This is a genomic window from Paenibacillus sp. MBLB1832 (genome assembly GCF_032271945.1).
GTDB lineage: Bacteria > Bacillota > Bacilli > Paenibacillales > NBRC-103111 > Paenibacillus_E > Paenibacillus_E roseopurpureus.
In genome coordinates, this window is record NZ_CP130319.1 from 3,111,115 (window position 1) to 3,133,926 (window position 22,812).

The window sequence follows — 22,812 nt, forward strand, 5'->3', positions numbered from 1 at the left end:
CTAAACGCGGTCGCTCATCTTTGAATGGCCTCGATAGAGGTTTTCTCACTCGTAGCTCAGGGTGAGCTGACTTGCGGCTTCCTTCGCGTACTTGCGCGCTTGTTCCACAGTTTCTCCAGAACTCAAGGCCACCGCCATGCGGCGTCCTACCTTCGTTTCTGGCTTGCCGAAGATACGAACTTGCGTGTTCGGGACGGTTAGCGCTTTATCGATCCCACTAATGGTATATTCAACTTGCTCGCGATCTGCTTTCAAGGTGTAGCTGGCACCTGGCGTCAACAGGCGGACACCTGTGATCGGGAAACCAAGAATGGCTCTTGCATGTAAAGCGAATTCGCTTAAATCTTGCGTCGCCATCGTCACCATACCCGTATCATGCGGGCGAGGCGATACTTCACTGAAGTAGACGCCGTCAGCTGTCAAGAACAGTTCCACGCCGTACAGACCATGTCCGCCAAGTGCGTCCGTTATTGTTTTGGCCATATGCTGCGCATCCATAATTTGCTGTTCACTCATCGTGTGCGGCTGCCAGGACTCAATGTAGTCGCCGTCTTTCTGGATGTGGCCGATCGGCTCACAGTAGGTTGTACCAGAAACGGAACGAACAGTCAACAAAGTGATTTCCGATTCAAAATGAATAAACTCTTCTACGATCACGCGAGCATTTTTGGCGCGCCCGCCTTCCATGGCGATGTTCCATGAATCTTCGACGTTCTCAGGCGTACGGCAAACGCTTTGGCCTTTGCCTGAGGAGCTCATAATCGGCTTAATCACGCACGGTGTTCCGATTTTTGCAACGGCAGCATGAAGTTCTTCTAAGCTATTCGCGAATTCATATTGGGCTGTGCGTAGTCCTAATGTTTCAGATGCTAGACGACGGATGCCTTCGCGATCCATCGTTAAGCGGGAAGCATTCGCAGTCGGGATGACTCGGTAGCCTTCCTTTTCAAGCTCAACTAATACGTGAGTAGCAATCGCTTCAATTTCGGGTACGATGAGATCTGGACGTTCCTGCTCGATAACAGCACGAAGCTGTTCCCCATCCAACATGGATATAACATGACTCCGATGCGCGACCTGCATGGCAGGCGCATTCGCGTAACGGTCAACGGCAATCGTTTCGATCCCTAAACGCTGCGCTTCGATAATCACTTCTTTACCAAGTTCACCTGAACCAAGTAACATAATTTTCTTTGCTTGATGCGATAATGGTGCTCCGTACATGTGCGATTGGTCCCCCTAAAATAAAATGAATGTATGTAATGAATTATGGATGAAAAAAATAATCGATTCCGCTTCTTTGTCGGAGGTTGGCGAAATTTGCCGTTATGAACCCTGATCTATTGTACTGGATTTCTTAGGTAAAAGAAAGATCACATCGCTGAAATGCAGAGTTAGCGCGTCCATTCAGCTCTGAATCGATTGCAGCAGCAGTCTGCGCAGAATAGGCACTAATTGCTCGGAGAGTTTCTCCACATTCGGTACCACGATGGAGCTTCGCCCATACATATTGCGCATGGCGATAACTTCCGTTTCATGTACAGCACCATTCGCTAGAAAAACACTAATCACCTCGATGCCGAGCCGTCTTGCTTGCAGGACAGCTTCGTGCGTATCCAGAATGCCGATATCGTTATAATGGGCTGCCGAAGGCTCACCATCCGAGAACACAAGGAGGATCCGTTGCCGCTCTGTGCGCCGCAGCAGCCGCTTCGTCATCTCGCGGATGGCAAAGCCATCGCGATTATCTTGCTGCGGCTCAAGCCCCATCAGAGCCGCCCCAACGCCCACCGCGAGGCAGGAGCTGAAATCAACCGCAACCTGGAACAGGTTGGGCGCCTCCTGCTCGGTCACGCGGTCCGCGTCTTCCCAGAATCCCACAATTTCGTGGGGGATTCGTAAGGAGAGCAGGGTCTCGTGAAAGAGCACGAGACCGAGCTTCGTCTCGTCCATTTTGTCATACATGGACGCAGAGCAGTCGACCAGCAGCGAGAACGCTGCGTCGAGCTGCGGGACTGGCGCCTGCTTCTTGTAAAAGAGGCGCGGCAGCTCCTGTGTTACGGCTCGCGTCAGCCGCTTGTCGAGCCGGCCGAACCTGCGATCGCCGCGCGGGGCGATCCGCTTCTGCTCCAGCGTGCGCCGTATCGCACGCTGGAGTGCTTTCGCGAGCGGCGCTGCGCGCTCGCGGAGGCGCCTGAACCCGTCCTCCTGCGAAGCAGTAGGACGTTCAGGCAAGAGCCAGGTCGCCGTCGCGAACGCGGCGACCTCGCCTTCGCCGTGCCCCGCCGCAGGGGGCACGGCAAGCCCTTGGCGCCGCTCAGCGGCGGCGCCGGTGCGCTGGGCGCGCTGCGAGCGCCCCTGGGTGATGGCGAGCGCCCCATCGGCGGCATCGCCCTCACGGGGCGCAGAGCCCTGCGCGGCTGTGCGTGAGCCGCGCTCGAGCTCGAACCGCAGCAGCCCAGGGCTGTGGTCCTGACTCTCGCGGTGCCAAGTCGGCAGCCGCTCTTGGCCCTGCAACTGACGCTCCCCTTCCTGCGCGGGGAGCACATCATCGTTCGCGAGCCGCTTCGCGCGTTTGAGCTCGCCTTTATAATCCGCAGGCAGCGGTTCCTCTGTCCCGCTTCCAAGCTGCATCCAGAAATAAGCCGACACAGCATCCTTCAGGAGCCATCCTGAAAGCTCGTCCATCATTTGCCAGCATAACGCCGCGACATCAGCTGTATACCTAGCTTCTTCCATTTGCTCGAGATAACGATATGATCCTGACATCCACCTGCTCATTTGACCGCCTTCTAGCGCATCCAATTCCGCCTGCCACGATTTCCCTGTAAACCACCCATACACCAATAGCAGCAGCGCATCAGCTAACTCGCCTTTGTTCAAATGTGTGCGCAGCTTATGGTGAAAGTATCCACCTAAGAGTCGATGCCGATGAGCAAAAACAGCTCCCATCCCTGGCCGCATCCCCCGACAAATGCGTTCCAACCTCATGTCTTCGCAGAGGGCGAACAGACTGTTCGCTAACTTCGGCAACTTCGCCGTGGAACAATAAAGTAAATATTCTCTAACCGTTTCTCTACCTGTAAACCATGCACTTCCCAAACAACGAAGATACACATCGCTCTTCATGCCAGCTGTCTTATCTGGCAATGCATAATCCCACCAAAATTGACTAACCGCCATATGGGATTCAGATTCCTCATAATGAGCATGAAAGCCAGCTTCCACTTCAAGCTTGCCTCGTTTCGTAAATAAACGTGCCAAATCCACCAACTGCATATGCAGCATGGCATCAATTTTATCATCCAGCCTGCTCAGATTCCCGACGAACATAGCTTATACGAACGTTTCAGCGATATTAAGCACGGCTGCACGTTCCCTTTCATCTTCCAATTTATCTGCAATAGCACGCGTAATCGCACGTATTGGCGGAATATATGCCGCTAAATCACACGCATCTAGCAACGCTCGGATCGACCCTGCTTCATCTGGCAATTGACCCATTTCGATAAGCGACAGCATATCCGCAGACAGTTTGACGAACGTACGAAGCAGCTTCTCATCGCGCAGTTTGCTGCGGCTTTTTAACAATTGGAACAATACATCGCCTTGAAGATAAGGGACCTCGATCGTCACAAATCGATTCTTCAACGCCTCATTTAACGGCACAGTGCCGATATAGCCTTCATTAATGGCCGCCACGACGCGGAAATTAGCATGTGCCGTCAACACTTCGCCAGTAAACGGATTCGTGATCGATCTGCGATGATCCAGCACTCCATTAATTAATGGCAAGGTCTCAGGCTTCGCCATATTGATCTCATCGATATACAAGAGATGTCCATTCGTCATCGCCTTCGTGATCGGTCCAGGTACGAAAATGATTTGGCTTCTCCCCTGCTCATCATGTATTAATGTTTTGAAACCGAGCAACGCTTCCGCATCCAAATCCGTGGAGCAATTGACGCTATGCATTGGGAGATTATAAAGCGCAGACACATGCTCAGCGAGCTTGGTTTTCCCTGAACCCGTAGGACCTTTCAGCAGGACGTTTTTGCCTAGGTAAAGGGAAAGCAACGCATCCGTAAGAATGTCCTCTGACGGTGCTTCATACGCTGCGTTTCCCACTAAGCGACGGTCTTCTTCTGTATGAACAATTGCTTTCCGTTCGTCCAAATAAGCGTGAATCTCTCCAGGCATGCCGTACATCGTTTTCATTTCCATAACTTCAAAATCCCTTCCTGATTGCAATATCTCCTTACTATTTATCAGGAAAGCACATATTGTCAAGCTACTTAGTTGAACCATGGCTCCTCAATAATGGCATGTGCATAGAACGCAATCGCTTCCCCGCACCGAGGACAACTGGGCTTGCTGGGAGATTCGTTATAATAGTGGGCCAAGCTATAAGCTGTTTCATAGTTAATGGCGACCATCACATCATCTGGATGTACATATTCACATGCGCGCGAGCTGCAATAAGCACGAACTTTGAACTTGTTACTCATATCATTGGCTTACTGGAAACGCATATTGGACCATCGTATTAAACTCGTTCAGGTAAGTCTCCATGCGTTTGTTATTGCGCTGTTGCATGTCATAATACATCATTCGACTGACAAAAAGCGGATTCGAAGACATAAACACCGTTGAATCTGGATAGATACGGGTCAACATGTGGCGAATAGCTTGGCTCGTTTCCGTCGGGATCGGCTTTGCTGTTACCCAATCCATTTGCGCGCCTTTGCCTGATCCGAATAAACCCGCTTCCTTCGCAGGATCATTCGTTTTACTTAAATCTTTGGCCGTCTGATCGGCCCCTTTCTCTTTCGCTTCCCCCAAATCAACAGCTACATAAATATGCTTATCGGTCATGGCAACCGCCGTCGAACCGAGATGCGCAACTTGCATCAATTGATCGGCTAATTCACGATTCATCGATAAATAAGAGATTCGCGGCTGTGGATCATCTTGCGCTTTCGCTTGCTGTGAAGGGGATGACATGTCCAGTACAGTATGTTTTTGATCATTTTCACTTTTATCGGCTAATCCCGTACTTTGAATAGATACAGACGCTTTCTTAGCGTGAATGCCATCCCACGAGGAACATCCTGTAAGTGTCCAAAACGCAACCGCCATCATCGTGTACATCGTAAACTTTTTCAACAGAATTCCCCCTATGTCTCTATCTATATCCAATTAGTTATTTAAACGATCAGCGTTTTCTTTCGCGTAGGCGATGAGTGTGACATCATACCCTAATTCCTCTTTCATACGTGACTCCAAATCTCGCAGATCTTGCATTAAACCTTCAGGTACCCCTAAATTAGCAAAATGATATGCGTCCATGTCCAAGTTAAGCACCCTCCTTTCCCATTACTCAAGTGTATGTAGTGTTAATATGGTCTATTTACCTTATTTTTACTAAACATTGAAGCATGAAAAAACCGTCAGGCAACCCTGACGGCTCTTACGATAAATCTTATTCGTCTCGTTTGCGGCTTTCGTCCATTTCTTCGAGCAGCTTGCGCACAGAGTCGGGATCAACTTGGCCCTGCTCATGAAATGCGCGAAGCTTATTCAGCAAGTCCGCCGCGACAGCTTCATCTTCCAATTGGTCCGCTTCATGCGAGGGATCCCACCAAATGTAATAGCCCTCAGGCCCATTTCGTAAAAATGAAGACTTCCAATGCTCGGGATATGCATACCCCTGTTCACCAAAAATAAAGCCCAACACATCATCGCTTTCTATCGGCATCAAGTAATGGAATGACTCCGGAACGCCTGTATTCGTGAAATCACGATGCATATAGGCATAGTGCAAATAATGCTCGCCTGTTACCGTATCTTTCACGACTTCATACAAATCCAACTCCGTTTGAAGTAATTCCTTTACCGAAATGATCCGTTCGGCCATCACGTCTGCGGCAATTTTCTGCATGTGTGTCAATGATGCTTCCAATTGGCTCACCTCCTCGTACCATGCTCCCTTTAGCTATCAGATCTATGTACCGATTCCGACATCGCTTCACGCAAAGAGCGCTTAGGCAGCTTCCATTTGTAATTGACTGAAAACATCCTTAGGATAATGATTATGCAAAACAACACAGCTAATTGCCATGTACCTTGCGACCATCCAAGCCCAACTACCGCACCAGCTAGCATCCCCCAGACGGCATAGATTTCGTCTTTCAACACCAACGGCTTGCGCCCCGCTAATACATCGCGTACGATCCCCCCCCCAATCCCTGTAAGTACCGCAGCAACAATGATCGCGCTCAGCGGATGCCCCATATTCGTTGCATAGATCGCCCCCTGGATAGAAAATGCAGCTAAACCGATGGCGTCAAAGAAAGCTTCCCACGTTTTCCATAAACGAATAAACTTCACAGGCAAGAAAAAAACAAGTGTCATCGCGAATAAAGCGATTTGGAAATACACCCCTTGTTCCCACAAGAGGACGATCGGTTTACCAATGAGCAGGTTACGGATAATTCCTCCGCCAAACGCAGTGACAAGTCCCAGCACATAGACACCTAAGATGTCATATTCCTCTTCCATTGCCACAATTGCGCCGCTCACCGCGAAGGCAATCGTACCGATGATACTAAACAACTCCCAGTTCACTTCCTGCAGCCCCTGTCTTCTAGATGTCCCAGTTCAATTTCACTTCATCGCCCGATTGCGACGAACGGTAAATCGCATCGAGAATCAAGTTATTCGTATAGCCCGTCATCACGGATGTGATCGGGGGTGTACTGCTCTCAATCGCAGTCAAGAAATGCTGGATCATCCGAGCACGCGGATCATCATTCGCTGCTGGCGCAGAAATTTCAGTTTCCACAATACGATCAAATTTTTCCGCAAACAACTTCCCTTTAGAACCTTTTAAATAAGCTCCGCCTTCTGTTCCCAGCAATTGAACACTTGGCAAATTATCCGTTTCCAGCAGACCTGCCCAGCTTACATCTAACGAGAGCGTTGCACCATTATCAAATTTAACTAAAGCTGTCGCCAAATCTTCGACATCAAATTTCCCTTGCCAGTTCGGTGCCCCCCATGTGCCGATCCCTTGCTTGCGAGGGCCAAATTCCGCATACGTTGCGCCATACACGGATACAGGTTTCGGATTGCCCATGAGATACAGGGATAAATCCAACATATGTACACCAAGATCGATCAGCGGACCGCCGCCGGACTTGTCCATTTGCGTAAACCAAGTTCCCCATCCAGGAATCCCCTTACGACGTAAGTACGTTGCTTTTGCATGATAAATTTGGCCAAGCGCGCCTTTCTCTACTTGCTCCTTTACAGCAATCGCAGGTGCTTCCCAACGCATTTGATGCGGGATCATGAGAACTTTGCCTGCTTTGCGCTCAGCTTCTACGATAAGACGAGCAGACGCTAGATCAATCGCCATCGGCTTCTCAAGTAATACGTGCTTTCCAGCCTCCAGTGCTTGAACTGCAATCGGTGCATGCCATTCATTCGACACAGCGATGACGACAGCATCAATTGACGGATCCCCTAACAGTTGATCGGAATTTGCATAAACTTTCTCGATTTGATGCTCTTTCGCTCTCTTTTCCGCAAGTGGCAAATAAACATCCGTCACGCCCGCAAGCTGTGCCCCTGGCAACGTTTTAATTGTCTCCATGTGGACATTCCCGATATTTCCAGCACCGATTATACCGATGCGAATTCGTTTCTCTACTGACATGTAGCTGACCCTCCAGAACCTGTTAGAATACAATCTTATCTATTATAAATGGCGATATCTCCACCTGCAACCACGAATCTGCACTTCAAAATTAATCTTAGCGGAACTAGCCCTGTAGCGCTATTATTCACATATAATAAAATGCTAAAACTTTTTTAATAAGTTATCAGCAACATATCTAACATTTGAATTGTATCCTAAAGATGTAAAATGTAGAAATAAAGGAGGGCTTGCCATGCAAGCTAATAAAATTCGATTCAAAGACAAAACGATTCCCGTGATGAATTTTACACATAAGCACTCACATATGGAGCTATTGAACACAAAATTGAAGGAATATGAGCTTCATTTTGAATTCCGCAGAAAATTAAAAATGATCTCGCTGATCGAGATCATTGGTGATGTAGCTATTTTCAAATATAACGATGGTACTAAATTGTACTTAGAAGTTTCCTAATTGGACGGTGGAAAATATTCGTTATTCAGCTGAGCAAGCTCCTGCAGAGAGCGTCGGGCCCACGCTTCCATGTCCGTCAACTTATCGATCTGAGCCACTAACGCTCTCTTCAGCGAATCTGAATAACTCGGTACAGTCCCTGCATAAGGACGAATTGTAGCCAGCGGCATTAACGCGATTTCTTGATGGGACAATGCCCGTCTTTGATGGAAAAATGCTACACTCGGATCCATTGGGTTATGCAAATCCCCTTGTGTCGGATGCTCTTTTACCGCAAGTATGCGGACTGCAGCTTTCATGGTAGAGGACATTTCGACAATCTCACCGTAATAAACTCCTGTTTTATATTCAGCAATGACCTGATCTCCGACTTGAAAATTCATACGACGATCCACTCCTATTCTTGTTCCACTAAAGGTTTGAGCTTGCGATATAACTCATCAACGGATTGCATCCGATATATATATTCTTTCACAGATCCTGGCCTCACGATGACAATGCACGGTACACTAGCGATTTGCCATTCTTGGCTAATTTGAGGTAAAAAATTAATATTACATTTGACTAGTGGTAAGCTGGGCTGCATGGTCATAATGATATCCAGCATACGCTCCGTCACTTTACAGGTCCCGCATAACGGCGTGTACATAAATACTGCGAATGGACCTTCATTAGCTTGATTAACTTTGACGATAAGCTCAGCTTGAGATAATTCCTGCATCATTGCACGCCTCTTTCGTCCAGCCAAGTTAAGCTGTCATAGGCGTATTCAATCAAGTCTGGGAAATCGTCTAAATGACTCTCGTCAATTTTGCGTCCAAACGATAACGTGATGAGATTGCGGAACTCGTCCGGTTGTTGTTCTCCATACAAATAAGAAATTTCCTGTGTGATGCGCGGTCGCTGCTCCCAAATCATATTCAGCTTCGCTTCAATCATCGGACAGTCGATCTCAGGGTCCTTGACGACCGTGTGGAACTTAATGAGCAACGTACAACCTGGCTTGGCTGTAGGATTCTCCAGAATTTCAGCTGCTAAGTCACTGAGATGTACATTCAAATACATTTCGGATCGACTTGGTAAATCCAGCTTTCGGGCAAATTCAATCGCAAATGTTCGAGACATTGAAGATAAGTGGACGAGATCTTCTCTTCTCGTAATGATGATTTTCCCTTCCAAATCCAGATCATACACGGCGCCTTCAAGCACGACTTTGATATTGTCATAGATGGTTGGATCAAACATCCCGTCACCCCTTCTTTCATCTTTGCTACGATTCGATTATACTATAGACATATCACGTAAAGAAGGTGCTCATATGTCAGACAAGCCTCAAGATGGGCAGGCCGTGCAGGCTGAACCACAAGTTAAGAAAGTTAGCTTAGCCGATGCCATTAAACAAAAACTTGCTCAGAAACAAGCGGATCAAGCCGCAGCGCGCGCAAACCCGAAGGCAGCCGGGAATACCAATCAAACGGCTAAAAGCCAAATGACCAAAAAAGTGAATAATCAACGTCGCCGTACTGGCGGCAGCTAGTCTACACACAATGTAGGTAAAAGCGCCCTGAGAGCAAGACATCAGGGCGCTTTTTACTTGACTATGCTTACGCGTAGTGCACTTCGCGTTGTTTTTTGATATCTTCGCTTTCCAAGTACTCATCATACGTGACCATCTTATCGATGAGACCTTTCGGCGTAAGTTCCATAATGCGGTTAGCGATCGTTTGGATGAACTGATGGTCATGGGAAACGAACAACATCGTGCAATCGGAATCAACAAGGCCATTATTTAGCGCTGTGATGGATTCCAAATCCAAGTGGTTCGTTGGCTCATCAAGAATAAGCACATTCGCACCGCTCAACATCATTTTGGAGAACATGCAACGAACTTTTTCTCCTCCTGAGAGGACATTCGCTTTCTTCAGCGCTTCCTCGCCTGAGAACAACATGCGTCCTAGGAATCCACGAAGGAAGGACTCATCTGGATCTTTGGAGTATTGACGCAGCCAATCCACCAGCGTTAAGTCAGAATTGAAGTAATCTTGGCTGTCTTTCGGGAAATACGCCTGCGATGTCGTGACACCCCATGAGAACGTGCCGCTGTCTGCTTCCATTTCGCCCATCAAAATTTTGAATAGCGTCGTTTTGGCAATACCGTCTGGCCCCACGAAAGCGACTTTATCCCCTTTATTCATCGTAAAGGAAACATTGTTCAATACTTGAACGCCGTCAATCGTTTTGGAAAGTCCTTCAACCGTAAGCAATTGCTTACCTGCTTCACGCTCACCTTTGAAGTGAATGAACGGATATTTACGGCTGGACGGACGAATATCTTCAAGCGTAAGCTTCTCCAATTGCTTTTTACGGGAAGTCGCTTGTTTGGATTTGGACGCATTCGCACTAAATCGCGCGATAAAGGCTTCCAACTCTTTACGCTTCTCTTCTGTTTTCTTATTCGCATCGCGAGCCAAACGCAGCGCCAATTGACTGGACTCGTACCAGAAGTCATAGTTACCGACGTACATTTGGATTTTACCAAAGTCGATATCCGCGATATGTGTACAAACTTGATTCAGGAAGTGACGATCATGGGATACGACGATAACGGTACCTTCAAATCGTGCAAGGAAGTTTTCCAGCCATTTAATGGACTCCAAGTTCAAATGGTTGGTAGGCTCATCGAGAAGAAGAATGTTCGGGTTGCCGAACAACGCTTGGGCAAGGAGAACACGAACTTTCTCGTTCCCGTCTAGATCTTTCATTTTCGTATCATGCAAGGAAGTTGGAATACCAAGACCGATCAATAACTCAGCTGCATCGGATTCTGCCTGCCAGCCATCAAGATCCTGGAACTCGCCTTCAAGCTCAGCCGCTCTCATGCCGTCTTCTTCAGAGAAATCCGCTTTCGCATAAAGCGCATCCTTCTCTTCCATAATTTTAAATAGGCGCGCGTGACCCATAATGACCGTTTTCAATACTTCGATTTCATCAAACTCGTAATGGTTCTGTTTCAGAACGGCCATACGCTCACCTGGTGTAATGTTCACTTCACCTGTGTTTGGCTCGATTTCACCGGATAAAATTTTGAGGAATGTGGATTTACCAGCACCATTGGCTCCAATCAAGCCATAGCAGTTGCCTGGTGTGAATTTAATATTGGCGTCTTCGAAAAGGGCTCTCTTGCCGTACCGAAGCGTCACGTTATTTACACTAATCATGGGGTCTGTCTACCTACCTTTATTGTATTTTCTATTTAAGCGTGTAACTGCTTCTACTATCATAACTTATTTCGTTCTATTTCTTCTACAAGTTCTGATAAATAAGTCCATCTTTCCATCGCCGCTTCTAACTCAGCAGCCGTTTGCTGCTCTTGTTCATACAGCTCGCGAGCCAAATCAAAATTGCTTCCAGAGGCTTCGATTTGCTTTTTCAAGCTCTCTGCTTTCTCCTCGAGCGCAGCAATGGTGTTCTCGATTTCGTCCCATTCCTTCTGTTCTTTGAAAGAAAGCTTCTTCGGCCGATTGGAGGAGCCGCTTGTGTTGGAAGCCGCATTGTTGCTTGCGTTTGTTTGCTTATTCGCGGTTTGACGAATGATCTCTTTTCTCGCTTGCTCCGCTTCTTCTTCCTCGCGCTTCTCTTCCAAATACTCAGAGTACGTACCGATATAAGGCTCGATATGCCCCTTCCCATCGAAAGCGAATAAATGGTTCACTGTTCGATCCAAAAAGTAGCGATCATGGGAAACTGTAATGACAGCTCCCGAGAATCCATCCAGATAATCTTCCAGTATCGTCAAGGTTTGGATGTCCAAATCATTCGTAGGCTCATCGAGAAGCAGTACATTCGGCTCACCCATCAATGTGCGCAGCAGATAGAGTCTGCGGCGCTCTCCGCCAGACAGTTTGCCGATTGGCGACCATTGCAGGTTTGGCGAAAACAAGAAGCGTTCCAACATTTGCGAGGCCGAAATCGTTTCGCCATCCGACGTGCGAATTTGCTCCGCGGCTTCCTTGATGTACTCGATGACACGCATCTTCTCGTCCATCTCAATGTTTTCTTGCGTATAGTACGCCAGTTTCACAGTGGTACCGGTTTCGATGGTACCGCTGTCTGGCTGGATGCGCCCAGCCAGCATATTGAGCAGCGTCGACTTGCCGCTGCCGTTTGGACCGATGATGCCGAGACGATCCTTCGGCATCACGATGTAGCTGAAGCCGCTGAGCAGTGGCTTTCCGCTTGTGAAAGATTTGGTGACGGCGTCTAGCTCCATCACCTTCTTCCCCAGGCGGCTGCCAGCCAGCGCCATGTCTAGCTTATCAGAGGGACCGTCAACCTTGCGGTCCCTAAGCTCTTCGGTGCGCTGGATGCGCGCCTTCTGTTTCGTCGTGCGCGCCTTCGCGCCGCGGCGGAGCCAAGCCAGCTCGCGGCGGAGGAGGTTCTGCCGCTTATCTTCGCTAGCGGCTTCGGACTCCATCCGCTCCGCCTTTTTCTCAAGGAACCACTCGTAGTTGCCCTCGTAGCTGTAGATCTTACCCCGGTCCAGCTCCAGAATGCGGGTAGTAACCCGCTCCAGGAAGTACCGGTCATGGGTAACGAGCAGCAAGGCGCCGCGCCATTTGCTGAGGAACTCCTCGAGCCAGATGGCCGTCTCGTTGTCAATATGGTTCGTCGGCTCATCGAGGATGAGCAGATCGGCAGGTTGAATGAGAACGCGTGCCATGGCAACTCGTTTGCGCTGACCGCCGGACAGCAGGCCGACGGGCTTATCGAACTCGCTGATGCCGAGCTTCATCAGCACGGTTTTGGCCAAGGTGCTGGCCTCCCAGGCACCTTGCTCATCCATGCGCGACTGAGCCTTGAACAGTCGGGCTTGTTTCGCTTCGCTGGACGCGTCCTGCTCCAGCTCGGCAAGTGCCAGCTCATAGTCGCGGAGCGTCTTCATGAGCGGCGAGTCGCCGTGGAATACTTGCTCAAGCACCGTGGAGTTCGGATCGAACTCCGGGTTTTGCGGCAAGTATTCCACGCGGAAATGGTTCGCGTGCACAAGCTTGCCGCGATCCGGGCTTTCCAGCCCCGCCAGCATTTTCAGCAGCGTGGACTTGCCTGTGCCGTTCACGCCGATGAGGCCAATGCGCTGCTTCTCGTTCAGGGTGAACGAGATGTCATCGAAGAGCACCTTGTCGCCGTATGTTTTGGTAATATCGAGCGCGCTTAAAATATTCATCCTTGCACCGGCTCCTTCAAGTAAGCCGCAAGCAGGGCTGCTGTGTTCACTACAGCATCCATATGCGTGCGCTCCATGCTATGTGACGCATGGACGCCAGGACCGATGAGCGCCGCGCGGATATCGCGCCCGCCCCTAAGCGCAGCGGAAGCGTCGGATCCATACCGAGGATAAATGTCCACAGCATAGCCGATGCCAAGCTTCTCGGCATGCTCAATCATTTTCGACGTCATGGCGTAGTCATAAGGTCCTGATGAATCCTTCGCACAGATGGACACATCACGCTCACTTCCACTCAAATCATCACCCAATGCGCCCATATCTACCGCGATAAAATCGGTAATATCCGCTGGGATAAACGCGGAGCCGTGACCTACCTCTTCATAATTAGAGAAGAACAGCTTGATGGTGTAATAAGGTTGGAAATTCTCATCTTTTATCAGCTTCAAAAGCCCAAATAAGGACGCAACACTGGCCTTATCATCTAAATGACGCGATTTCACATAGCCGTTCGTCTTGACTTGCACACGCGGATCGAACGAAATGTAATCACCCACACGGATACCGAGCGCTTGAACATCCTTCTTGGATGCAACTAACTCGTCAATGCGAACTTCCATATTCGCTTCATCACGCTTGTACTCTCTTGCATCTTCATAGACATGCACCGATGGACGTGAAGTTAGAATCGTACCGTCATAAACGCGCTCATCACGTGTATGGATTTGGACGTACTCATTTTCAATGGCACCCATCATAAATCCGCCAAGCGACGTAATTTTCAACGTGCCGTTTTCTTTGATGGAGCGAACCATAGCCCCCAGTGTGTCAACATGTGCTGAAATCCCGATCACACGCTCTGCGTGCGCTCCAGGAATCGTCACAATGCCGCAGCCTTTATTTGTATAGGAAAGCTCGAAGCCCAGCTTCTGCACCTCTTGCTCAACTTTCTTCATAATGTGATGCGTGTACCCTGTCGGACTAGGCGTCCGCAGCAGCATCTCTAGTATTTCTGTCATATAGGCTTGATCTAATTGGGACTTCAAATGGATTCCTCTCCCCTAAGTAAGTAAAAAGCGGGTAAACACATAAAGAACAGTGCAGCCTCTGAATGAGACTTTCCCCTGATTTATACAATCAAGAACGAGTCTCTTCTAAGGATACTACACTGTTCTTCCCTGTTTTTCAAACTCGATTAGCTAACAAAATCCACACAGATGGACGTTCCATCCAGCACAGTTTTCATATGAGCTTTAACTTCTTCATGGACAGGATGTGTATCATATACTTTCAAATCATCTAGCGAATCAAACTTCGTGATCAAAGCAATATCATAAGAGCGCTCTAAATGTAGAATATCCGTACCAACTTCGATGTGTCTTAAAACTGGGATTTTGCCTTCCATGTTCGTTAGCACATTTTTTGTTACCTCGATGGCTTCTGGACTGCGATCTTTGAGCTTAAAAAATACAACATGCGTTAACATTGTCATACCTCCTCGGATTCGTCGATTCGTTCTAATCGCACATGCGTTAATTCGTCACTTTCGCTTTCGCTGACCATGCCTCAACGTCCCATACCCGTGTAACCCAGCCTTCATAGAATTCAGGCTCATGACACACAAGCAGTACAGTCCCTTTGTATTCTTTCAAAGCGCGTTGAAGTTCTTCCTTCGCCACAACGTCCAAATGGTTCGTCGGCTCATCGAAGAGCAGCCAGTTGCTTTCCTGCATAAGCAGTTTGCATAAACGCACTTTGGCTTGCTCACCGCCGCTTAACATGCTCATCGCACGAGTAATATGCTCATTTTTGAGCCCACAGCGCGCCAGTGCACCTCGCACTTCATTCTGAGTCATGGATGAAAAGGCGTTCCACACATCATCAATCGGTGTCATGTTCGGCGCTTTAACCTCTTGCTCAAAGTAAGCAGGGCTTAAATAATCACCACGATACGTTGAACCGCTGAATGGCTCAATTCTGCCAAGAATCGTCTTCAATAACGTGGATTTTCCCACACCATTGCAGCCCACAATCGCAATTTTCTCGCCTCGTTCAATCGTCACGTTCATCTTAGGAAGCAGAGCACGATCATAGCCGATTTCCAAATCTTTCGCTTCAAATACGATTCTACCACTTGTCCGCGATTCTTTGAATACGAAAGTAGGCTTCATTGCTGTTTCAGGACGCTCGATACGGTCAATTCGATCCAATTGCTTCTCGCGGCTCTTCGCCCTTGTTGACGTTGATGCCCGTGCTTTATTCCGAGCGATAAAATCTTCCTGCTTCTTGATATATTCTTGCTGCTTCTCATAGGCATCAATGTGCTGTGTCTTGTTCATCTCAGCCATTTCAAGGAATTTTTCATAGTTCGCCGTATACCGCGTTAATTTGGAAAACTCCAAATGATACACAACATTCACGACTTCATTCATAAATTCCGTATCATGTGAAATTAACATGAAGGCATACGGATAAGTTTTCAGGTACATTTTCAACCACTCAATGTGTTCCACATCTAAATAGTTGGTCGGCTCATCGAGCAGGAGAACGGTTGGCTTCTCCAAGAGCAGCTTAGCAAGAAGCACTTTCGTCCGCTGTCCGCCGCTAAGTGACGTCACATCGCGATCAAGGCCGATAGCATTTAATCCTAGACCGTTGCCCATCTCTTCAATCTTCACATCAAGCAAATAGAAATCACCGATTTCCAAACGTTCTTGGATTTCGCCCATTTCTTCAAGCAACGCTTCAAGCTCTTCCGGTGTGGCGTCGGCCATTTTGTCCGTAATCGTCATCATTCTTTTCTCTTCTTCATACAGGGGCAAAAACGCATCGCGCAGAATGTCGCGGATTGTACGGCCAGCCGCTAGCACAGAATGCTGATCAAGATAGCCATAATGAACTCTTGGTGTCCATTCGACTTTTCCTGTATCTTTTAAAAGCTTACCTGTCAATATATTCATCAACGTGGATTTCCCCACGCCATTTGCACCAACAATGCCAACGCGCTCGCCAGCCAGCAGGCGGAACGAAACATTTTTGAACAATGTCCGATCTCCAAAGCTGTGGCTTAAATCTTCAATCGATAACAGACTCATTGTGTAAATCCAAACTCCTGTCCAGTTAAAAGATAATCGCATTTTACACGCGACTTCTTATTATACCACTGTACAAGGCTGACAGGAAGAAGAACTATTTGTCTGCAATCCGAAATCGCCATTCATGACGAAGAATTCGGATGCAATCGCCATCTTTTAATGGATACCCTTGATAGACAACCAACTGCTCGTCGTTCAAGTAAGTCCCATTCGTAGAGCCTGCATCTCTGATCTGGTAAGTAACGCCAAAACGAATAATTTCTGCATGGATTCTGGAAACACCCGCTTCTTCGAGAGGAAGATCCACGTTAACTTGGTCATCCTTTCTGCCAATTGTAAAAAGTTCTTTTTGAATGAGAACAGATTGGTTCATCCCATGACAGATATATTCCAGCCTTGGACCGCTTGGTTGAGGCTTGGATTGACCTAAAACAACCGTTGCATTCGATTGAGACGGGCGTAACAGCGTCGTATGATTAGGTAAATCCGCATAGTATTGCTTCATGTTCATAGCTGCTGGAGAGGCTGGCAAAGCCATTGCCAAATTCGTTGGAAGGCCCATGAGGTGCGGCGACTCTATTCGATTTGCTTGTTTCTGCTGATTAATTGACTGCTTAAATGAGTCCTTCTCACCTCTGGTTGGAAGCCCTCGAAACAAAAGAATGAACACAATATCACCCAGAAGCAATGTTGCACCTGTCACGAGCTGCAGTGAACTGGTAGAAGGATGAGCCACATATTGCTGCCATAGCAAGGCTAAACAGACGAGAAATAAAGCAAGCGTGTACCATAACGTTCTCGTATTAAGTCGAGTGAATGTCATTGATTTACTCGGGTTGGAGGAAAGTGAACTTTCTAGTTCAATTTTATGAGAATGAGGTTGAGCTGCTTGAGCTGCTTGGGGTTCATGAGCCAAATCTACACTTTTCAAATATGATTTTGGTAACCCAACTTCTATCTGTCCAACCTCTTCTTCCTTCTGTTGCCATTTCGCGCTCGACTCATCCATCAGTTGTAATAATGCGGATTTGAGGCCTCGAATACTCTGATTTTGCGCATAAAGGGTTTGCTGCCATGACAACATATGGGTCTGGTTCTCATCGCTCAGGTACATAATAAGCTTGGAGAGGAGCTTTTCAATCGTTTGACAAACATCGACCGCTTCCTCCTGCTTTTCTAGTGGAATATACGTTAGGTAAACATCTGACCAATCTCGTCCGATATAAATAAAATTTTCTTTCAAAACAAAATTCGATTCGAGCAACATGTAGTTATGACTTTCTTCAATGGCACAAACAACAGCATACATCAGCTTGGCCAATTGCGGGACAGAGAAAGCCTCGATTTTCAAAAGGTGCGATAACATACGAGTAGCTGATAATGCGTACACCAGTTTGACTTGTAGATCCTCTTCATGAATCGTTAGAGGCAGCAGTCTTGGAATGCGATTCGCTTCCAGCATCCGCACTTGCAAGGAAGATAATGCTTCCACTTGTAAGCCATCTTCTTTATATAGCTCCATGGCATGTCCCTGTCGATACACAAATGCATAGCGAAATCCAAAAACATCTTGTGTCACCCTTCCACCTCATTTTCTCAAAATGAATAAACCCAAGCGCAAGCCACACCTGGCAGAACAGCATACATAAAGGGAAATTTCATATTTTTCTGATGTTTGATTTCTAGCAATGTTTCTAGTTTCTGCAGCGCCACAATGGCGAGAATCCAATTCGTTAATCGATGACTTGTTGCCCTTAACCGCTTACGAATGAATAAAAGAAAAAGCCCGATAAGTCCTGCACACAGCACGGCATACATCAATGTTTGTAAAGCAAACGAAACACCCATCATGGCGCCAATTGCCGCAAACAACTTCACATCCCCTGCTCCCAGAGCTCCAATGATATGAAGCAAAAGTACGACGAAAAAACCTGCAAGCGCCCCCATACAGGCAAATAGAAATCCAGTCCATCCTTGCGTTACGGAGTGGAACATCAATCCAATAAGAGTTCCACACATAGTAAGTTTATTAGGCAGTTTAGCGTGGCGGATATCTATGACAAAGGCAATCAAAATATATGTGATAAAAGTAATTGGAATCATATTAAGCTCCTACCCACGCGCGTTCATACGCTCTCTTTTTCACAACTATAACCAGGCTCATGAAGGGGATCGGCAGCTTATAAGTCATTTGAGCTTCAACACCAAAGTACGCGACTCCCCCTTGTTCCATACTCGGAAGCGTCACATCCGTGACTTGAAAATGACGTTGATCAATCGCTGATCCATGACAAAATGCAAAAACAATCGGCGTAAATGCCGCTAATAGCCGTGGCTTTACTTGAGTTTCATACAGATTATCTAATTCCTCTTGCGCTAACCCTTCCCCTAATTTCCGCTTCTCTTTCTCCCATTGCACCAGCGCTAAGACGGAATCTGGAATGTAAGCTTCATATTGTTCTGCAAAATCTTCCGCACTCGTCACGCGGCTCCTCACATCCTGAACGCGGTCAACAGCCCCATTCAACATCTTTGCTGCGCTGCTTTGATCATAGGTTGATTTCGCTTCTTGGACGAGTAGTCGAACGGGATACAACTGTCCTGCAATTGATTTGGTCGCTTCGGAAACACCAGACTGCATCGCCATTTCGATGATGGCAAGCTGAATACACACAATGAGTCCTAGTACAAACGCAAGGAACAAAGGCAATAACAGAGCAGCCTCCAATACGATTCCACCTTCTTGTCCTTGGATTAGCTTACGAAACATACCCTCCCACTCCTCTTCAATATGAAACGATAGCTGTGCGATTGAATTGACAAGTTGATCCAACGACTTTACAGCCTAATAAACCGGACTCATCTAACAATTTCATCAATTTCGGAATAAACCAAAGCTTAATTTCACTTGTCGCATTCGTTTGGACATAGGCGGTTTCTTGTTGAAGATCTTTGCCTGTTTCCAGCTCAATCAGTGCTTGCATTCTCGCCATTAATTTTTCGTTATTGCTATGAAGCAGTAGAAATAAACGCAAATAATCTTTATAAGTTAGCTTTAGTGCCGCAGCCGACAATTTGGAGGAAAGCTCAACAGCTTCCCCTTTCACAAGTGCATTCATGTCCTGAAGGGCTGCAACGGCACCTTCCGCCGCGCAAGCCAAGAATACAAGAAGTGGAGAACCGATATTCAACAGTTCTTTCCGAGGATCTAACAAAGCTTCTAAGGTGCGTACAGCTAAACGAAGTGCGTACATTTCAGCATAGGCGGATGACATATTCGCCACACACGAAGAGAATCCATATAACAAATATTCAACTTCTTGGTTGGCTAAAGGATGCGTGCTCGGATCGAAGCGTTCATGCGACAATTTCGGCTGCCCTGACGACTCTTTTTCCTGACCATACGTTCGATAGTTAAATTTACTTAGGGCAAATTCATTCACATACAGTTCATTTCGTAAGTTTTCTCCCGCTTGATTAATCGCAGATAATATGTCCATCGCTTTCATACTAAACGGCTCGGCCTGATTAAGTTCGTAAGCAACATCACTCCCGATCGTTTCATCTTGCGCGTTCAATTGACGATATTTCTGATATAAGCCTTGCTCCTTGCGCGCATCAGCATCGACTCCTTGGAGTTTCTCATAGTTGACTGAATCCCCATTCGACATATTCGTTACACTGCATCCTCCTATGGCAGCTTTGGCTTGATCCAGTAAAGCTTGTATTTTATTTTTTTGTGCATGTTTATTGACTGAGTTGTCGCTGTTGGTTCCCATTCTAGTGTGCTCAAGAGGGCTCATCCATTGATAAAAGGAATTCAATTCGCCCCAATAGGCTTCATTCGCTTGATTTAGCTTGTTCGTCGTTTCGCTCGTAAACAAATAAACACCCTCGAGAGCTGAACGAAAGGCTCCGAATAATGCAGTTATGCCAGCCACTGACGTTTGATACTGATCAAAGTACGTATCTGCAATCAATGAAACGTGTGAAAAAACAGCGCGCGCTCCTTGGTCATCTCCCTTGACTGCAGCGGAAATGCCAGTTAATTTCGTTCGAATCTCGTCATTTTTTAGTTTGGCCTTGCGAATTGCAGGCTCAATGGCTTGCTGAAGCTGGGAAACCACTGCCTCATTTGCCGACATTTCCAGCTTTGTGCTGACGAGGAGCGCAGAGTAGGTACTTATCGTTTTTAGGAGATTATCCAGGTCACTAAATTTTTGACTTAACGTGCTTAACTGTGACTCTAATACTTGTTTGGCATCAAGAAGAGACTGAACACGTTCTGCTGCCTCTTTACCCGTCTTTGATAGGGATGAGATCGAGGCGTCCACGTTTTGTATGGAGGTGTAGAGCGATTGCATGTCCTCTTGCACGCGAGTCATTTCGCCGCGCACATCATCCAGGGTATGAAGACCGATTTGAGCAGCTAAATTATCTAGTTCGGATAATCTGGTGTGATAGTAACTGTGATACGCGGTTAGTTTGGCATGCAGGACTTCCACTTGCCGCCAAGCTTCATCCAGCGCATCCTCGCGTTGATCAATCAGTCTTTCGATCTCTTCCGCATCTTTAACAAATTGAGCACCTGATTGAAAGGGTTCGCGGACACCGCTTTTCTTAAACTTATCCACAATCTCTAGGGTATAGGTAATAGGGGCTTTTAATTTCATGTCTTGAAGAAGCTGATTTTCAAATATGACATGGCTGGCGAGGGAGTATACGGGTGTAACACGCGAAGTGTCTTTAACCGATGCATTGTTAATAAAGTGAAATGCTTTTGAAGTAATTCCACCAGATAAATTACTCTCGAAGACAGTATTAAACTGCTGTATGGCAGCCTCTTGCGTGAGACCCATGCCATATAAACCTCGCTTCTGCAACTCAAGATCAAAAGAGGACATCACCGATCGCGCAGCTGCTTGTACAGCCGATTCAGTCTCTGCCTCCGCCACTTGAATGCGAGCAAAATCAATAAGTACCGCTTGAAACAAAAAAATAGGCACAATGATAAGAATCAGATAGACGGAAACCGCACCGTTTTCGTTATACAGAAATCTCCGCAAAGGCTCTCCCCTCTCTAATTATGAATAACGACGACAATGCCATTACGCTCAAGCTCCTGTCGAAAGGCATTTGTTGGCATCCCTTTCCCACTTGCATCCTTCTTAAAAAAGTGCCAGACAATTCCCTTCATACTTGGATCTTTCTTGAGGAGTTCAACGTCTTTCGGCATCTGTTCTAGTCGTAATTGAGCTTCCGTCATGCTATAAAAAGCTTGATGACCAATGCCCCGCGCATCGAGAGCATCGATGGTTCGACTTTTTCCAGATGCAGTTGTACGAACCACTGCAGTGCCGCCAACGAGCGACCTCAGGTAAGACGCAGCCTCACGTTCGGATCGAATGATGACAGCAGGACCTGACATATCATTGTTCACAGGCTCGATAAGTGCCGCCTTCGCCTTCGCTGGCGAAATAACGCCAACTAAGGATAGCAGATAAGTACGAGTAAGATCTGTCGTCCGAATGAGTTCCACAGCATCCACCACATGTGAAACTCCCGCACCTTCGGCTCGGTCTTTTCCCAACCATTTACGCACATAAGCAGGCATAAGAAACGACCTTTGAATACGCACTTTCACTTGATGATCTAAAAAATAATTCGAATACGAAGCCTCGCCAGTTACCCCTTGAGGAAGCAAATTGGAAGCTCGCGCTAGCTTACGATCAACAAGACTTGTCGCGCTGGAAAACGGTAAGGCTAGATTGCCTCCACCGCTTCCACGCAAGAGTCCGAATAGATCGGACAAATCATCCTGCGTTAGGCGCCAATACAAACCGTCATTTTCTTCGGGACGAAAACTTCCCGTCTCTAGCTCTTTATGGCTGTTATCCCATGTAAAAGCAAGCTTCTCCGCTGTCGTAGTGGCTAGCTGCTGCATGTAAACGTGCTGGTATGTATACACTCCGATAAACAACAATGCAACTGTACACAGCAAAATCATTGGAAACACCAGTGAAGCTTCTAACGTGAAGCTCCCTTGTTCATTCCGTACAAATCGAAGTGTTCGCTTATGGCGCACAGCTAGTTGTCGGACTCGGCGCACAAGGAGTAACACCACTGTTATCCTTAAGATCGGAGTTAGCATCTCCAATTAGCTTTTGAAACCATGAGACAATCCACTTTCTGAATATAATCGCAATTGCCACAAGAACAGCCACAATTAGCAAAATTTCCAACGTTCCGAGCCCCTCTTCCTCCTGCCAAACACGCTTAAAAAAATCCGTAATACGTATCATATTCACATTCCCTT

Annotated in this window: 25 protein-coding genes; 2 read left to right on the forward strand and 23 right to left on the reverse strand. The window is 47.2% G+C overall.

The annotated features are described in order from the left end of the window. Positions 1-45: 45 nt before the first annotated feature. The 9 genes from purT to MJB10_RS13935 form a co-directional block, all read right to left on the reverse strand. Positions 46-1,224, reverse strand: coding sequence for a formate-dependent phosphoribosylglycinamide formyltransferase (gene purT, locus MJB10_RS13895; RefSeq protein ID WP_314795500.1), 1,179 nt, complete (start codon positions 1,222-1,224; stop codon positions 46-48). A gap of 183 nt (positions 1,225-1,407) precedes the next feature. After that, a complete protein-coding gene (locus MJB10_RS13900) occupies positions 1,408-3,333 on the reverse strand; it encodes a nitric oxide reductase activation protein NorD (protein ID WP_314795501.1) in 1,926 nt (641 codons plus the stop codon). A gap of 3 nt (positions 3,334-3,336) precedes the next feature. Continuing rightward, positions 3,337-4,218, reverse strand: a complete 882-nt coding sequence (locus MJB10_RS13905; RefSeq protein WP_397386534.1) for an AAA family ATPase — start codon at positions 4,216-4,218, stop codon at positions 3,337-3,339. A 77-nt stretch (positions 4,219-4,295) separates the two neighbouring features. After that, entirely contained in the window at positions 4,296-4,508 is a 213-nt protein-coding gene (locus MJB10_RS13910; protein WP_314795503.1) for a hypothetical protein, read from the reverse strand. Position 4,509: 1 nt separating this feature from the next. Then, positions 4,510-5,166 carry a hypothetical protein gene (locus MJB10_RS13915; RefSeq protein WP_314795505.1) on the reverse strand — a complete coding sequence of 219 codons (657 nt, stop codon included), beginning with the start codon at positions 5,164-5,166 and terminating at the stop codon, positions 4,510-4,512. 33 nt (positions 5,167-5,199) lie between these two features. Continuing rightward, complete coding sequence (locus MJB10_RS13920) at positions 5,200-5,355, reverse strand: hypothetical protein (protein WP_314795507.1); 156 nt, start codon at positions 5,353-5,355, stop codon at positions 5,200-5,202. 127 nt (positions 5,356-5,482) lie between these two features. Continuing rightward, positions 5,483-5,962, reverse strand: a complete 480-nt coding sequence (locus tag MJB10_RS13925; RefSeq protein ID WP_314795509.1) for a hypothetical protein — start codon at positions 5,960-5,962, stop codon at positions 5,483-5,485. A gap of 29 nt (positions 5,963-5,991) precedes the next feature. Further along, on the reverse strand, positions 5,992-6,627 hold the full coding sequence (locus tag MJB10_RS13930; protein ID WP_314795511.1) for a trimeric intracellular cation channel family protein: 636 nt from the start codon (positions 6,625-6,627) through the stop codon (positions 5,992-5,994). A 19-nt stretch (positions 6,628-6,646) separates the two neighbouring features. After that, the gene (locus MJB10_RS13935; RefSeq protein ID WP_314795513.1) at positions 6,647-7,720 is read right to left on the reverse strand and encodes a Gfo/Idh/MocA family protein; all 1,074 of its coding nucleotides are present in this window, start codon (positions 7,718-7,720) and stop codon (positions 6,647-6,649) included. Between the two features lie 235 nt (positions 7,721-7,955). Here MJB10_RS13935 and MJB10_RS13940 point away from each other — a divergent pair, with 235 nt between their 5' ends. After that, positions 7,956-8,177, forward strand: a complete 222-nt coding sequence (locus MJB10_RS13940) for a hypothetical protein (protein WP_314795515.1) — start codon at positions 7,956-7,958, stop codon at positions 8,175-8,177. On the opposite strand, the gene MJB10_RS13945 is transcribed toward MJB10_RS13940, so the two are convergent. Genes MJB10_RS13945 through MJB10_RS13955 form a run of 3 tightly spaced genes read right to left on the reverse strand, consistent with a single transcriptional unit; the run spans position 8,174 to position 9,422 of the window. After that, entirely contained in the window at positions 8,174-8,560 is a 387-nt protein-coding gene (locus MJB10_RS13945) for a kinase-associated lipoprotein B (protein WP_314795517.1), read from the reverse strand. The genes MJB10_RS13940 and MJB10_RS13945 overlap by 4 nt on opposite strands. A 14-nt stretch (positions 8,561-8,574) precedes the next feature. Further along, the gene (locus MJB10_RS13950) at positions 8,575-8,898 is read right to left on the reverse strand and encodes a thioredoxin family protein (protein ID WP_314795519.1); all 324 of its coding nucleotides are present in this window, start codon (positions 8,896-8,898) and stop codon (positions 8,575-8,577) included. Further along, a complete protein-coding gene (locus tag MJB10_RS13955) occupies positions 8,898-9,422 on the reverse strand; it encodes a hypothetical protein (protein WP_314795521.1) in 525 nt (174 codons plus the stop codon). Before MJB10_RS13955 ends, MJB10_RS13950 begins: the two co-directional genes overlap by 1 nt. A gap of 73 nt (positions 9,423-9,495) precedes the next feature. Between MJB10_RS13955 and MJB10_RS13960 the strand changes: the two genes are divergently transcribed. Then, positions 9,496-9,714, forward strand: coding sequence for a hypothetical protein (locus tag MJB10_RS13960; protein ID WP_314795523.1), 219 nt, complete (start codon positions 9,496-9,498; stop codon positions 9,712-9,714). 67 nt (positions 9,715-9,781) lie between these two features. On the opposite strand, the gene MJB10_RS13965 is transcribed toward MJB10_RS13960, so the two are convergent. The 11 genes from MJB10_RS13965 to MJB10_RS14015 form a co-directional block, all read right to left on the reverse strand. After that, positions 9,782-11,395: an ABC-F family ATP-binding cassette domain-containing protein gene (locus tag MJB10_RS13965; protein ID WP_314795525.1), complete on the reverse strand. Its 1,614-nt coding sequence runs from the start codon at positions 11,393-11,395 to the stop codon at positions 9,782-9,784. 59 nt (positions 11,396-11,454) lie between these two features. Continuing rightward, positions 11,455-13,401: an ABC-F family ATP-binding cassette domain-containing protein gene (locus tag MJB10_RS13970; RefSeq protein WP_314795527.1), complete on the reverse strand. Its 1,947-nt coding sequence runs from the start codon at positions 13,399-13,401 to the stop codon at positions 11,455-11,457. Then, complete coding sequence (locus MJB10_RS13975; RefSeq protein ID WP_314795528.1) at positions 13,398-14,447, reverse strand: M42 family metallopeptidase; 1,050 nt, start codon at positions 14,445-14,447, stop codon at positions 13,398-13,400. Before MJB10_RS13975 ends, MJB10_RS13970 begins: the two co-directional genes overlap by 4 nt. Positions 14,448-14,596: 149 nt before the next feature. Then, on the reverse strand, positions 14,597-14,887 hold the full coding sequence (locus MJB10_RS13980) for a Dabb family protein (RefSeq protein ID WP_314795529.1): 291 nt from the start codon (positions 14,885-14,887) through the stop codon (positions 14,597-14,599). Between the two features lie 46 nt (positions 14,888-14,933). Then, complete coding sequence (locus MJB10_RS13985; protein WP_314795531.1) at positions 14,934-16,496, reverse strand: ABC-F family ATP-binding cassette domain-containing protein; 1,563 nt, start codon at positions 16,494-16,496, stop codon at positions 14,934-14,936. A gap of 94 nt (positions 16,497-16,590) precedes the next feature. After that, positions 16,591-18,075, reverse strand: a complete 1,485-nt coding sequence (locus MJB10_RS13990) for a DUF6382 domain-containing protein (protein ID WP_314795533.1) — start codon at positions 18,073-18,075, stop codon at positions 16,591-16,593. Between the two features lie 17 nt (positions 18,076-18,092). Then, a complete protein-coding gene (locus tag MJB10_RS13995) occupies positions 18,093-18,599 on the reverse strand; it encodes an A24 family peptidase (protein WP_314795535.1) in 507 nt (168 codons plus the stop codon). A 1-nt stretch (position 18,600) separates the two neighbouring features. Next, complete coding sequence (locus tag MJB10_RS14000) at positions 18,601-19,266, reverse strand: pilus assembly protein (protein ID WP_314795537.1); 666 nt, start codon at positions 19,264-19,266, stop codon at positions 18,601-18,603. A gap of 16 nt (positions 19,267-19,282) precedes the next feature. Further along, the gene (locus tag MJB10_RS14005) at positions 19,283-21,562 is read right to left on the reverse strand and encodes a hypothetical protein (RefSeq protein WP_314795538.1); all 2,280 of its coding nucleotides are present in this window, start codon (positions 21,560-21,562) and stop codon (positions 19,283-19,285) included. A 14-nt stretch (positions 21,563-21,576) separates the two neighbouring features. Then, the gene (locus MJB10_RS14010) at positions 21,577-22,581 is read right to left on the reverse strand and encodes a TadE/TadG family type IV pilus assembly protein (protein ID WP_314795539.1); all 1,005 of its coding nucleotides are present in this window, start codon (positions 22,579-22,581) and stop codon (positions 21,577-21,579) included. Continuing rightward, entirely contained in the window at positions 22,571-22,798 is a 228-nt protein-coding gene (locus MJB10_RS14015; RefSeq protein WP_314795541.1) for a Flp1 family type IVb pilin, read from the reverse strand. The genes MJB10_RS14010 and MJB10_RS14015 overlap by 11 nt, the downstream gene beginning before the upstream one ends. Positions 22,799-22,812 lie beyond the last annotated feature (14 nt).

Bases quoted from the DNA above. Each gene is read 5' to 3' on its own strand.
- purT (WP_314795500.1), bottom strand. From the start codon at position 1,224: ATGTACGGAGCACCATTATCGCATCAAGCAAAGAAAATTATGTTACTT.
- MJB10_RS13900 (WP_314795501.1), bottom strand. From the start codon at position 3,333: ATGTTCGTCGGGAATCTGAGCAGGCTGGATGATAAAATTGATGCCATG.
- MJB10_RS13905 (WP_397386534.1), bottom strand. From the start codon at position 4,218: ATGAAAACGATGTACGGCATGCCTGGAGAGATTCACGCTTATTTGGAC.
- MJB10_RS13910 (WP_314795503.1), bottom strand. From the start codon at position 4,508: ATGAGTAACAAGTTCAAAGTTCGTGCTTATTGCAGCTCGCGCGCATGT.
- MJB10_RS13935 (WP_314795513.1), bottom strand. From the start codon at position 7,720: ATGTCAGTAGAGAAACGAATTCGCATCGGTATAATCGGTGCTGGAAAT.
- MJB10_RS13940 (WP_314795515.1), top strand. From the start codon at position 7,956: ATGCAAGCTAATAAAATTCGATTCAAAGACAAAACGATTCCCGTGATG.
- MJB10_RS13945 (WP_314795517.1), bottom strand. From the start codon at position 8,560: ATGAATTTTCAAGTCGGAGATCAGGTCATTGCTGAATATAAAACAGGA.
- MJB10_RS13950 (WP_314795519.1), bottom strand. From the start codon at position 8,898: ATGCAGGAATTATCTCAAGCTGAGCTTATCGTCAAAGTTAATCAAGCT.
- MJB10_RS13955 (WP_314795521.1), bottom strand. From the start codon at position 9,422: ATGTTTGATCCAACCATCTATGACAATATCAAAGTCGTGCTTGAAGGC.
- MJB10_RS13960 (WP_314795523.1), top strand. From the start codon at position 9,496: ATGTCAGACAAGCCTCAAGATGGGCAGGCCGTGCAGGCTGAACCACAA.
- MJB10_RS13965 (WP_314795525.1), bottom strand. From the start codon at position 11,395: ATGATTAGTGTAAATAACGTGACGCTTCGGTACGGCAAGAGAGCCCTT.
- MJB10_RS13970 (WP_314795527.1), bottom strand. From the start codon at position 13,401: ATGAATATTTTAAGCGCGCTCGATATTACCAAAACATACGGCGACAAG.
- MJB10_RS13980 (WP_314795529.1), bottom strand. From the start codon at position 14,887: ATGTTAACGCATGTTGTATTTTTTAAGCTCAAAGATCGCAGTCCAGAA.
- MJB10_RS13985 (WP_314795531.1), bottom strand. From the start codon at position 16,496: ATGAGTCTGTTATCGATTGAAGATTTAAGCCACAGCTTTGGAGATCGG.
- MJB10_RS13995 (WP_314795535.1), bottom strand. From the start codon at position 18,599: ATGATTCCAATTACTTTTATCACATATATTTTGATTGCCTTTGTCATA.
- MJB10_RS14000 (WP_314795537.1), bottom strand. From the start codon at position 19,266: ATGTTTCGTAAGCTAATCCAAGGACAAGAAGGTGGAATCGTATTGGAG.
- MJB10_RS14015 (WP_314795541.1), bottom strand. From the start codon at position 22,798: ATGATACGTATTACGGATTTTTTTAAGCGTGTTTGGCAGGAGGAAGAG.